The organism is Rubrivivax sp. JA1026 (genome assembly GCF_011065555.1).
Classification (GTDB): Bacteria; Pseudomonadota; Gammaproteobacteria; order Burkholderiales; family Burkholderiaceae_C; genus Rubrivivax; species Rubrivivax benzoatilyticus.
Genome location: NZ_JAALCQ010000005.1, coordinates 171,365 through 183,033, shown reverse-complemented (window position 1 = coordinate 183,033; position 11,669 = coordinate 171,365). Strand labels below are relative to the sequence as shown.

Below are 11,669 nucleotides of genomic sequence, written 5' to 3'. Positions count from 1 at the left end.
TGTTGCGGGACGGACTTTCGCTGCACGCGGGGCGCTGATTTACCTTCGGCGTCAAACGCCCCGCTGGCGCGGGGCTGCTTTGGGCACCTTGCCGACCATCGCACGACAGCTGCCAAGCACTGACCTGATTAGCAACGTACGTCAGCAGTCTCACGCGGTGAGCCAGTGAACTTCTACGCTGGCAGCACTGCTCACGAGGAGACGCTGATGGCGATGAACCGAATCCAGTTCCAGCCCGGCCTGTCGATGCCGGAGTTCCTGCGCTGCTTTGGCACCGAGGAGCAGTGCGCCGCTGCGGTAGCGGCTGCGCGCTGGCCCAACGGCTTTGCCTGCCCGCGTTGCGGCACCACGGCGCACTGCGCGATCCGACACCAAGGCCGTCGGCTTCTGCAGTGCAACGCGTGCCGCCACCGTTTCAACCGCCGCTTCGATCTCAAGGGCCTCGTCGCTCGTCTCGTTGTCGACGTCTGCCGCGCCGCACCGAGAACCGCCAAGGCCATCAGGAAGGCTGACGAACATTGCTAATCAGGAGCACTGAAGCCAGTCTGAAGCGGCCGCCGGCAACCACCGGAGAACAGATCAACGCCACCCCGCCTGATGCTCCCTGCAATACTGCAACCCACCAAACCTCTTCTCGTTGTTCCAGCAAAACTTGCCTTCAGCGAACGAAATCTTGGCGCCGCAGGTGGCACAAATGAGTTTTCGACGCTCCGGCGCGGCGTCCTGAGGCGGAACGGCCTCCGCCGGTGAAGGTGCCGGCACCTGCGCTGGCGCCACAGGCTCCCGCCGCGGCGAGACAACTGGCGGGGCAGCAGCCCCCACCTCCGCCCTCGGCTTCATAAATTCCGGTAACGCCAGCGGATCGCTCGGCCGATGCTGGCGCACCAGCTTGCGGGCGAAATCCTCGATGGTGTCGGCGCCGCGGATGTTCATCAGCGCGCCGACGAAGCGGCCGGGTGTGAAGCTCGTGTTCTGCTGGAACTTCTCGTGCCACGCGCGGAACCCGTCGGCCTTGATGACGCTGCTTGTGTCGAAGGCCTTGGCCGGCGGGCGGTGGATCAGCGACGAGGGGCTGACCAGCACGCAGTGTTCGATCTGCGGTGCGCCGCCGTTGCGGCCGCAGATTTCCAGGCGATCGAACAGCTTGCGCAGCGGGCCTTCGTGGCGGCGGCTCTGCTCCAGCGGCGACGGGATGCCGAACACACGTTCGCCGGAATACTCGACCGAGAACTCGCCGTGCTCGTTGATGCGCAGGTTGCCGTTGAAGTTCTTCGTCTCCAACAGGTACACATACATCCCGCGCGTCAGCACCAGGTGGTCGATCTGCACCACCTCGCCGTCGACCTGGAAACGCAGGTCGTGCAGCAGCATGCGGTCGGGGTCGTCCCGCAGGTAGTTGTCGAGGAAGTGCGCCGCATCGCGCTCGCCGGCGATGCCGCGTTTCAGGCGGAACTGCTCGTCGCGCAGCCAGTCGCGCTGGCGGCGGTCCAACAGAGGAGATTTCTGCAAATCCTCGAGCAGTGCGAGCCGCTTCGACTTGTCGTCGGCGGACTTGATCAGCACGCGATGACCTCCCTGGTCACTTTTGCCAGGGATCATGCCACCGCGTTACGCCCGCATACAAAGCTTCGCCCGCCCGATGCGCGCGAACTGCGGCACACGGGGCGGGCGAACGCGGGGCTGTCTCGGCGCGGTTTGCGCCAGATCTAGTCTGCTACCGGTGTCAGCTTGCGCCTGGCGCCCCGCGGGACATCGACGCGGCGGGCGGCAGCGGGGCGGTGGCCGCGCAAGCCAGGCGCGGCACCTTGCACGCGGTCTTCAACCCGACGCGACGAAGGCTGGAGCCCAAGACTGCGGTCGCCCGGCCGTCTTGCGGCCACAAATAGAAGCGCCCCGGGGAGCACCCGGGGCGTTGGTGGGCGCTCGTCCAGCGCCCCATTTCAGCCAGAACTTCCTTGGCTGCAGCAGATAGTGCAAGTACGTTTGCACTAAACGGCGGTTGCGGCCGTCCCGCGCCGCGCGCGCCGACCGGGTTCCGCCGCCTTACAGCTTGTAGTTCACCGTCACCGACACCTCCCGCGGCGCGCCGTAGATCGCGCCGTAGGACAGGCCGCCGATGTACTTCTTGTCGGTGACGTTGTCGACGTTCAGGCGCACGGTGGTGCGCTGCGTCAGCTCGTAGGCGGCGAAGGCGTTGGCCAGCAGGTACGAGCCCTGGTGCACGGTCGCGGCGCCGTTGCTGACGTCGGACTGCCAGCGCCCGCCCAGGCCCAGGCGCAGCTGCGGCGCCACGCGCGTGTCGAAGCGGAAGTTCACGGTGCTGCGCGGCACCCACAGGCTGGTGTCGTGGCCGTCCGGGCCGGTCAGCTTGAGCCGGGTGAAGCCCAGCGTCAGGCGGGTGTCGGTGCCCACGCGGCCGGTGGCCTCGGCCTCGAAACCGCGCGACTTGACGTCCCTGGGCACGTACCAGCCCTTGTTCGTCACCGGGCTGTTGGTCGGCATCGCCGTCGCCAGGCCCTTCTGCTCGGCGGTGAAGACGGCAAAGGTGGTCAGCAGCTTGCGGTCCAGCCACTCGGCCTTGACGCCGGCTTCGGTGTTGACGCCCTTCATCGGGTCCAGGTAGTTGCCGTAGTAATCGGCCTGGTCCTGGTTCTGGAAGATGGTGGAGTACGACACGTAGCCCAGCACGTCGGGCGTCAGGTCGTAGGTCAGGCCGGCGTAGGGGCTGGTCTCGGTGGTGTCCGGGTAGCTCACGCCGACGGCACCGGTGTTGCCGTAGCGGTTGGCGCCCGAGCGCTGCAGCTTGATCGCGTTGACGCCGACGATGGCCTTCAGCCGCTCGGTCAGCGCCAGCCGCGACGCGGCGTACAGGCGCGTCAGCGTCTGCTCGCCGTCACGCTTGTCCTGCACCCCCAGCCACTCGGGCTCCGGATAGACGCCGTCGCCGTACGGGAAGGCCGGGAACGGCAGGTACAGGTAGGCGGGGTCGAAGCCCTGGGTGAGGGTCTCCGTCTCCTGGCGCGAGCGGCTCACGCCGGCGATCAGGCTGTGGCGGCGGCCGAAGGCGTCGAATTCGCCGCTGAGGTTCAGGTCGAACAGGTGGTTCGTCGTCTCGACGTCGGCAAAGTACGGCCAGCCGACGAGGCCGGTGTTGTCGGCGTTCAGGCCGGCACCCCGCACGAAGGCGTACAGCAGCTTGGCCTGCTCGGTGCTGCGGCGGTAGTTGTAGGTGGCCTTCAGCTCCCAGTCGGGCGACAGCTCGTGGCGGTACTCGACGAAGGCGTTGTTGGTGCGCTTGTCCCAGTAGGTCCACTCCTGCGAGGTCGACGACGAGCGGTCGAACTCGGCCTGGCCGCCGCCGGCGTAGTTCAGCGTCAGCGAGCCCCACATCGGCGAGTCCTGGTCCGAACGCTGGTGGCTGAAGCCGAAGGTCAGCATGCCGTGCTCGCCGACCTGGCCGTCGACGACGCCGTAGACGCTGCTGCGCAGGTCCTGCAGGCCGCGCAGGAAGGAGTCCTCGTCCTCGCGCGCGACGACCAGGCGGCCGGCCCACGAGCCGTCCTCGGCGAGCACCTTGTTGTAGTCCAGCGCCAGGCGGTGGCTGCCGTACGGGCCCCAGGTGACGTTGGCCTCGCCGCCGTCCTCGTTGGTGGGGCGCTTGCGCACGTAGTTGATGGTGCCCGAGGCGTTGCCGACGCCGGTCAGCAGGCCGTTGGCGCCGCGGATCAGCTCGATGCGCTCGAACAGGTAGCTGTCCTGCTGGCCGACGACGGTGCCCCAGTCGTTGCTCATGCCGACGCCGTCGATCTGCGTCAGCTGGATCTCGAAGCCGCGCGAGTTGTAGGCGGCGCGGTTGGTCTCGTACTGCTCGACGTTGATGCCGGTGCCCAGGCGCAGCGCTTCGTTGCTGCCGGTGACGCCGAAGTCCTCGATGTCCTGGCGGTCGACGGTGCTGATGGTCTGCGGCGTGTCCTTGATCTCCATCGGCAGGCCGGTGGCGCCCTTGGACACACGTTTGGCGCGCTTGGCGGTGACGAGGATCTTCTCGGCGCCGTCGTCGGCCGCGGCGGTGGTGGAGGTCGCGGCCGGGGCATCGGCCTGGGCTTGTGCCTGCGCCTGGGCGGCCAGCGTGCACACGGCGAGCGCGCAGGCGCTCAGGATCAGTTTGCGGGTCATGCGGGTCTTGGGGGTGGTGATCGGGCCGGCGCCGAGCCTGTCGGTCGGGCGGCGTCCTTCCTGCGGATGATAACGTTTCTCGTTTCTATTAACATCCGCAAACCGTCCTGTCGTATCGGCCACACGAAAGACCGCATGTCGCCTGAACTCCGCCGCCTCTGGGCCTGGCCGCTGGCCCTGGGCCTGCTCACCACCTCGGGCCTGCTGAGCGCGCTCGTCTCCGACGGCTGGGGCGACGCCTGGGCCTGGTTCGCGCTCGCGGTGCCGGTGGCCGTGGGCGGCTGGTTCTCGCTGGCGCGGGGGGCACGATGAAGGCCCGTTCGCTGCGCGCCTGGAGTTGGGTGCACACCTGGACCAGCCTGGTCAGCACGCTGTTCATGCTGCTGCTGTGCCTGACCGGGCTGCCGCTGATCTTCCACCACGAGATCGAGCACCTGGCGGGCGACGAGGTCGAGCTGCCGGTGCTGGCCGCACCGCAGGCCGCACGGCCGCTGGACGAGCTGATCGCCTCGGCGCGCGCGCTGTACCCGCAGCGTGTCGTGCAGTACGCCGCACCCGACGAGGAAGAGCCGGCCATCTGGCACTTCACGCTGACGCCGACGCCGGCGCCCACCGACGACTACAAGTCGATCGCCGTCGACGCCCGCACGGCCGAGGTGCTGCGCGACGCGAAGACCGGCGAAGGCTTCATGTACTGGATGCAGCGCCTGCACGTCGACCTGTTCGCCGGCCTGCCGGGCATGCTGTTCCTGGGTTTCATGGGGCTGCTGATGGTCGTGGCCATCGTCTCGGGCGTGGTGCTGTACGCGCCGTTCATGCGCCGGCTGGACTTCGGCACCGTGCGCCGCGAGCGTTCGGCGCGGCTGAAGTGGCTGGACCTGCACAACCTGCTGGGCATCGTGACGCTGGTCTGGGCCACGGTCGTCGGCTTCACCGGCGTCATCAACACCTGGGCCGACCCGCTGGTGAAGTACTGGCAGTACTCGCAGCTGAGCGCGCTGCTGGCGCCCTACGCCGGCCAGCCGCTGGTGCCCGAGGCCGAACGCGCCCCGGTGCAGAAGGCGCTGAATGCGGCGCTGGCGCACACGCCGGGCCAGCAGGTGTCCTTCCTCGCCTTCCCGGGCACGGCCTACTCCAGCCCGCACCACGTCACCGTCTTCCTGCGTGGCGACACGCCGCTGACGTCCAAGCTGCTGAAGCCGGTGCTGGTCGACGCGCGCACGGCCACCGTCACGGCGTCACCCGCGCTGCCCTGGTACCTGACGGCGCTGCTGATCTCGCAGCCGCTGCACTTCGGCGACTACGCCGGCATGCCGATGAAGATCCTCTGGGCGCTGCTCGACGTGGCGACCATCGTCGTGCTGGGCAGCGGGCTGTACCTGTGGCTCAAGCGCCGCGCGACACGCACGCGCGAGGCCGCCATCGGCGAGACCGAGGACGGGGTGCCGGCGCTGACTTGAGACGCCTCAGGTCCGCCAGATGCGCGGCGGGTTGGGCGCCAGGCCCCAGAGCACCCGCCGCCAGGCGGCACGCAGCTTGACGGCCAGCGCCATCGCCGGCTCGACACGGTCGGCCAGCACACGCGCCACGACCACCGGCGCGTGCGGCGACGTGACGCCGGCGGTGGCGGCCAGCGCGTCGCCGTCGATCACCTCGCGCGCGGCCTCGACCAGCGCCGTGCGCCGCGCGGCGTCGAAACCGACGCCACCGGCAGCGCAGAACAGCGTGCCCAGCACACGGTGGCCAGCGAAGCCGCAAGGGCCGTCGAGCAGCACGCGGTCGTCGCCGGCCACGATGCCGGCATCCAGCCAGACACCCGGCAGCTCGCAACGCTGGGCGTAGCGCCCGGCGTCGAAGGCTTCGCCAGCCGCGGGCAGGCCCAGCGCCAGCAGGTCCCAGGCGATGGCCTCGGCACCCGGCGCCAGGCGCAGGCTCAGGCTGTTGTCGGCCAGGCAGGCGCGGTGGGCGATCGTTTCCATCGGCAGCCATTCCAGGCGCGCGCCGGCGGCGACGTCGAAGCTCACCCGCTGGTGCGCGGTCTCGCCAGCGCTGCGATAGAAGCGTGTCGCGCCGGGCGTCGTCAGCACGGCGTGCGTGCCTTCGGCCAGCGTGGCGTCGAGCTCCAGCACGTCGCCGCCGACGATGCCGCCCGGCGGGTGCACCAGCACGTGGTGGCAGATGCCGGGGCCTTCGGGGTACAGCCGCTGCAGCACACGCAGCGGGCCGTGGTGACGGTCCAGCGCGATGCAGCGTTCGCCGTCGCGGCGGTAGTCGATGCGGAGGTGGCCGTGCCAGCCCATGCGAGGCGGGCACGCACGCGGCGCCCGGGAGTGAGTGGGGACGGCCGAGTGTAGGAGAGCGCGGCGCTCAGGCCGCGCGCGGCTCGTCGTTGGCGGCGCGCGGCGCGGCCGGGCGCGCGCCCTCGGCCGCCAGCGCGCAGGCCAGCGCACCGACACGCGTGATGGCGCCGCGGTAGCTGTCGTCCCAGTCGCCGCCCAGGCTCAGCCGCAGGCAGTGGCGATAGCGGTCGCTGGCGCTGAACATCGTGCCAGGCGCGATGCAGATGCCGGCGGCGAGCGCACGGCGGAAGAGCTCGATCGAGTCCACGGCAGCCGGCATCTCGACCCACAGCATGATGCCGCCGGCCGGATCGGTGACGCGGCTGCCACGCGGGAAGTGCGCGGCGACGAGCTCGCGCGCCTCGGCCATGCGCGGGCCCAGCGCCCGCCGCAGCCGGCGCAGCCCCGGTTCGTAGCCGGGCTGGTTCAGCAGATCGGCCATCGCCATCTCGACGATGCCGGTGTTGCCGCCGCCGAAGGCCGGCTTGATGCGCCGCACCTCGGCGCCGTAGCGCCCGGCCTCGATCCAGCCGACACGCAGCCCCGGCGCCACGGTCTTGGCGAAGGAGCCGCAGACCATCACCAGGCCATCGGTGTCGAAGGACTTCACCGCACGGCGGTGTTCGTCGCGTTCGGCGAGGTCGTTGTAGATCACGTCCTCGATCATCGGCACCTGGTGCCGCGCCAGCAGTTGCGCCAGGCGCCGGCGCTCGCCCACCGGCATGCAGGCGCCCAGCGGGTTCTGCAGCGTCGGCACGGCCAGCAGCGCCCGCACCGGCTGCGTCTGCAAGGCCAGCGCCAGCGCGTCCACCGACAGGCCGTGGCGCGGGTGCGTCGGGATCTCCAGCGCGCGCAGGCCCTGGGCCTCGAGGATCTGCAGAAAGCCGAACGAGGTGGGCGACTCCAGCGCCACGGTGTCGCCGGGCCGGGTGACGGCGCGCAGGCCCAGCGCGATGGCCTCGTTGCAGCCGCCGGTGGCGACGATGTCGCGGGCGTCCAGCGTCAGCCCCATCGCGAGTGCACGGCGCGCGATCGCGCGGCGCAGCGTCTCCTCGCCGAAGCTGCCGGGATAGTGCGTCAGCAGCGCACGGTGGCGCAGCGCCGCCTGGCTGACGGCGCGGCGGATGCGTGCGCCCGGGTACAGCGCCGACGCCGGGCAGGCGGCACCCAGCGAGACGACGCCGGGCGCACCCAGCATCTGGATCATCAGCTCGTACAGCGAGGCGATGTCCACCGCCAGCGGCGCTTCGGGCGGCGACGAGGTGCCGGGCTCGGCCAGGCGCATGCCACGCGGCGCGGCGGCGACGAAGTAGCCCGACTTGGGCCGCGCCTGCACGAGCTGTTCGTCTTCCAGCGCACGGTAGGCCTGCAGCACGGTGGCCACCGACACCAGCTGCTCGCGCGCCGCCTGGCGCACCGACGGCAGGCGCGCGCCGGCCGGCAGCGTGCCGCCGCGGATGGCGCCGGCCAGGTGGTCGGCGAGGCGGCGGTACAGCGGGCGGGCGGCGTCGGCTGCGGTGGCGGGCATGCGTCCATTGTGGGCGCGGCGCGGGGCCGCGGACCGGTACAGCCGCGGCCCGAACAGGCCAGCACAGCCGCACGCCGGCGCCGATCTGTGCCGGTGAAGCCTGCGCCGCGCTGTGGCTGGCGGCCACCCGGCCGCGCCCCGAGCATCAGCGCCATGGACACCACCGCCCTCCTCCTCGCTCCCGGCCAGGCGCTGACGCTGCCGCCGGGCCCCGCCGGCCGCCGGCTGCGTGTGCTGCAGGGGCGGATCTGGCTGACGGCCCGCGGCTGCGCCGACGACGAGGTGCTGGCCGCCGGCGCCGAGCACGTGCTGCCGGCCGGCAGCCGCGGCGCGCTGGTCGTCGAGGCGCTGGACGGCGCGGTGCGCGCCGAGCTGCTGGCGCCCGGCGCGGCGCTCAGCCGCGCTGCCAGAAGTCCCGGTGCAGCGCCGCGATCTCCGGAACTGCGGCCGGCACCGGGCCGATGACCTCGATGGCGCGCTGGCCGCGTGCGAAGACCTCGCGGCAGGGCAGGTCCAGCGTCGGGTTCTCGGGGTGGGCGCCGGTCAGCGCGAGCAGCTCGCGCTCTTCCATGCCGTAGACCAGCCGGCCGATGCCGGCCCAGTACTGGGTGCCGGCGCACATCGCGCAGGGCTCGACGGTGGTCACCAGCGTGCAGCCGGCCAGGTAGGCCGGCTCCCAGCGCCGTGCGGCTTCGCGCGCCAGCACGGCCTCGGCGTGTTCGACGGCGCTGACGTTGCCCTGCTCCAGCAGCACGCTGTCGCCGTCGGGGGCGACGAGCACGGCGCCGAACGGGTGCCGGCCCTGGGCCAGCGCCTGTGCGGCGACCGCGTTGGCCCGGCGCAGCCAGGCGAGCAGGCGGTCGGGCGCGGGCGTCGTCATGCCGGCGATGCTAGCGACGGCGCCCTCACGCCGGGCTCAGTGGTTCTGCGAGCCGCGGTGGGCCCAGCTCGTCGTGCGCTTCTCGATCCACGAGAACAGCTCGTACATGACCATCGCCATCGCGCCGATCGTCACCAGCCCGGCGAAGGCCAGCGGCATGCGCTGCTGGCTGCCGGCGGTCTGCATCAGGTAGCCGATGCCGGAGTCGCCGGCGGTCATCTCGGCGAGCACGGTGCCGACGAAGGCCAGCGTGATCGCGATCTTCAGCGAGCCGTAGAAGTACGGCAGCGAGCGCGGCAGGCCGACCTTGACGAGCACGTCCCAGCGTCTGGCGCCCAGCACCCGCAGCACGTCCTCCAGCTCCGGCTCCAGCGTCGCCAGGCCGGTGGCGATGTTCACCGTGATCGGGAAGAACGAGATCAGGAAGGCCGTCAGGATGCCCGGCCCCAGGCCGATGCCGAACCAGACGACGAGGATCGGCACGATGGCCGCCTTGGGCACGGCGTTGAAGCCGACCAGCAGCGGATACAGCGCGGCGTAGGCGGCGCGCGAGCTGCCGACCAGGAAGCCGAGCATCACGCCGACGACGATGGCCAGCGCGAAGCCGAGCATCGTCACCCAGAAGGTCTTCCAGGCGGCTTCGAGCAGCGGGCCGCCGAACTCGGTGAACTCGCGGCCGATCTGGATCGGGCTCGGGAAGATGAACTCGGGGATGTCGAAGCCGGCGACGAACAGCTCCCACAGCAGCAGCAGCAGCGCCAGCAGGCCCCAGGGAGCCCAGCGTTCGAAGTTCTTGCCCAGTTTCATGTGCACCTCAGGGCTTCACTGCGGGACGGCGACGCCGCTCTTGCGGATCGCACCGATGTGGCCGCGCAGCTCGTGCACGATCTCGGTGAACTCGGGCGTGTAGGTCACTTCCAGGTCGCGCGGGCGCGGCAGGTCGATCTCGCGCCGCACGACGAAACGCCCCGGGCTCTTGCTCATCACGTAGACGGTGTCGGCGAGGAACACGCTCTCGCGCAGGTCGTGCGTGACGAGGATGACGTTGAACTTCTGCGCCGCCTGCAGGTCGCGCAGCGTGCACCACAGCTCCTCGCGCGTGAACGCGTCGAGCGCGCCGAAGGGCTCGTCGAGCAGCAGCATCTTCGGCTCGTGGATCAGCGCGCGGCAGATGCTGGCGCGCTGCTGCATGCCGCCGGAGAGCTGCCACGGGTACTTGTCCTCGTAGCCGGCGAGGCCGACGCTGGCCAGCAGCCGGCGCGCCTTCTCGACGTACTCGGCCTTCTTCGTGCGGAAGCTGCTGCGGTAGGGCTCGACGATCTCCAGCGGCAGCAGCACGTTGGCCAGCGTCGTGCGCCAGGGCAGCAGGCTGGGCGCCTGGAAGGCCATGCCGGTGATCTTCAGCGGGCCGTCGACCTCGCGCCCGCCGATGATGACCGTGCCGCGGCTGGGCCGCCTCAGGCCCGTCGCCAGCTTCATGAACGTCGACTTGCCGCAGCCCGACGGCCCGACGATGGCGATGAACTCGCCTTCGTCGACCTGCAGCGTGATGTCCTCGACGGCGAACTGGCCCTGGGCCAGCAGCTCGTCGTTGTACGCGAGCCAGACCTCGCGGAAGTCGACGAAGGCGCTCACTTCTTGACCGGCGGGAGGATGTTGAGCTCGGCCTTGGCCGGCAGGTAGGCGTCGGTCCAGACGGCGGAGGCGTCGACCCGCGTCTTCGTCGCGAAGGCGTCGGACACCTGCGAGGCCATCAGCGCCAGACGGCCCGGCACGGCCTGGCCGAAACCTTCGGCACGCGCGTCGGGGCTGGCGACGACCGCGTCGATCGCCATCTTCAGCCGGCGCTGCTCGAGTGCGACGTTGATGATGCCGTCACGCGCCTTGACGTACTGGATCGAGGCGTCGGGGTTGGCGATCACCTCCTTGGCGCCCTTGGCGAAGGCCGACAGGAAGGCCTTCACCGCCGCCGGGTTCTCCTTCAGCAGCTTGGGGCTGGCGATGATGACGTTGCCGTAGAGCTTCACGCCGTGCTGGGCGTAGGGCAGCACGACGATGTCCTGCGTCTTGACGCCGCGCGCCTCGAGGTTGAGCAGCGAGGTGAACGAGAAGCCGGTGATCGCGTCGACGTCGCCGCGCGCGAGCATCGTCTCGCGCAGCGGCGGGTCCATGCTGACCCAGGTGACGTTGGCGACGCCGTTGGCCTTGGCGAAGATCGGCCAGCCGCGGCGGCCGGCGTCGAAGACCGGGGCGCCGAGCTTCTTGCCGGCGAGGTCGGCGGGCTTGGTGATGCCGCTCTTCTTCAGCGCCAGCACCGCGGCCGGCGTGTTGTTGTAGACCATCATCACCGCGACCGGCTTGTTCGCCGCGTCGGGGTTGTTGGCGTGGAACTCCATCAGCGCCGCCATGTCGGCGAAGCCCATGTCGTAGGTGCCGGAGGCCACGCGCGTGACGGTGCCGCCCGAGCCATTGCCGGCGTCGATGCTCACGTCCAGGCCGGCGGCCTTGTAGTAGCCCTTGGCCTGCGAGGCCAGGAACAGCGCCGCCGGGCCTTCGAAGCGCCAGTCGAGCTGGAACTTGATCGGCGTGGCGGCCTGGGCGAGGGCCAGCGCGGGCGCGGCGAGCAGCGCGCCGGCGGCGAGGAGGGTGCGGCGCTTCAGCGGGAACGAGGTCATGTCGGGCGGGCTCCTGGAGGACGTGAACGGGAACTTCTGTATGCAAAAGGCAAGTTCCGTGCTCACCCGCG

General features: G+C 70.7%; 11 protein-coding genes and 1 pseudogene. 4 read left to right on the top strand and 8 right to left on the bottom strand.

From position 1 onward, the window contains the following. Nucleotides 1-207 precede the first annotated feature (207 nt). A pseudogene (locus G5B56_RS10755) lies at nucleotides 208-414 on the top strand (transposase); the annotation flags it as partial. A gap of 165 nt (nucleotides 415-579) precedes the next feature. Here G5B56_RS10755 and G5B56_RS10750 read toward each other — a convergent pair. Then, entirely contained in the window at nucleotides 580-1,563 is a 984-nt protein-coding gene (locus G5B56_RS10750; RefSeq protein ID WP_164963190.1) for a nuclease-related domain-containing protein, read from the bottom strand. A gap of 480 nt (nucleotides 1,564-2,043) precedes the next feature. Then, on the bottom strand, nucleotides 2,044-4,176 hold the full coding sequence (locus G5B56_RS10745; protein ID WP_164963189.1) for a TonB-dependent siderophore receptor: 2,133 nt from the start codon (nucleotides 4,174-4,176) through the stop codon (nucleotides 2,044-2,046). A gap of 135 nt (nucleotides 4,177-4,311) precedes the next feature. On the opposite strand from G5B56_RS10745, the gene G5B56_RS10740 reads away from it, so the two are divergent. Both G5B56_RS10740 and G5B56_RS10735 read left to right on the top strand, forming a co-directional pair. Next, a complete protein-coding gene (locus G5B56_RS10740) occupies nucleotides 4,312-4,488 on the top strand; it encodes a hypothetical protein (protein ID WP_009856072.1) in 177 nt (58 codons plus the stop codon). Continuing rightward, nucleotides 4,485-5,636, top strand: a complete 1,152-nt coding sequence (locus tag G5B56_RS10735; protein WP_164963188.1) for a PepSY domain-containing protein — start codon at nucleotides 4,485-4,487, stop codon at nucleotides 5,634-5,636. Before G5B56_RS10740 ends, G5B56_RS10735 begins: the two co-directional genes overlap by 4 nt. A gap of 6 nt (nucleotides 5,637-5,642) precedes the next feature. Here G5B56_RS10735 and G5B56_RS10730 read toward each other — a convergent pair whose 3' ends face one another. Next, nucleotides 5,643-6,476: an urease accessory protein UreD gene (locus tag G5B56_RS10730; protein WP_164963187.1), complete on the bottom strand. Its 834-nt coding sequence runs from the start codon at nucleotides 6,474-6,476 to the stop codon at nucleotides 5,643-5,645. A 67-nt stretch (nucleotides 6,477-6,543) separates the two neighbouring features. Continuing rightward, entirely contained in the window at nucleotides 6,544-8,043 is a 1,500-nt protein-coding gene (locus G5B56_RS10725; RefSeq protein ID WP_009856069.1) for a PLP-dependent aminotransferase family protein, read from the bottom strand. 153 nt (nucleotides 8,044-8,196) lie between these two features. On the opposite strand from G5B56_RS10725, the gene G5B56_RS10720 reads away from it, so the two are divergent. Beyond that, nucleotides 8,197-8,508, top strand: coding sequence for a DUF2917 domain-containing protein (locus G5B56_RS10720; RefSeq protein ID WP_009856068.1), 312 nt, complete (start codon nucleotides 8,197-8,199; stop codon nucleotides 8,506-8,508). Here the strand turns inward: G5B56_RS10720 and G5B56_RS10715 are convergent. From G5B56_RS10715 to G5B56_RS10700, 4 genes are read right to left on the bottom strand one after another with little or no spacing between them, the layout of a single operon-like run. Then, complete coding sequence (locus tag G5B56_RS10715; protein ID WP_164963186.1) at nucleotides 8,438-8,923, bottom strand: nucleoside deaminase; 486 nt, start codon at nucleotides 8,921-8,923, stop codon at nucleotides 8,438-8,440. The two genes, G5B56_RS10720 and G5B56_RS10715, sit on opposite strands and share 71 nt — an antisense overlap. A gap of 36 nt (nucleotides 8,924-8,959) precedes the next feature. Beyond that, nucleotides 8,960-9,730, bottom strand: coding sequence for an ABC transporter permease (locus G5B56_RS10710; protein WP_164963185.1), 771 nt, complete (start codon nucleotides 9,728-9,730; stop codon nucleotides 8,960-8,962). Nucleotides 9,731-9,745: 15 nt separating this feature from the next. Continuing rightward, nucleotides 9,746-10,558, bottom strand: a complete 813-nt coding sequence (locus G5B56_RS10705; protein WP_009856065.1) for an ABC transporter ATP-binding protein — start codon at nucleotides 10,556-10,558, stop codon at nucleotides 9,746-9,748. After that, a complete protein-coding gene (locus G5B56_RS10700) occupies nucleotides 10,555-11,598 on the bottom strand; it encodes an ABC transporter substrate-binding protein (protein WP_164963184.1) in 1,044 nt (347 codons plus the stop codon). Before G5B56_RS10700 ends, G5B56_RS10705 begins: the two co-directional genes overlap by 4 nt. Nucleotides 11,599-11,669: the final 71 nt, after the last annotated feature.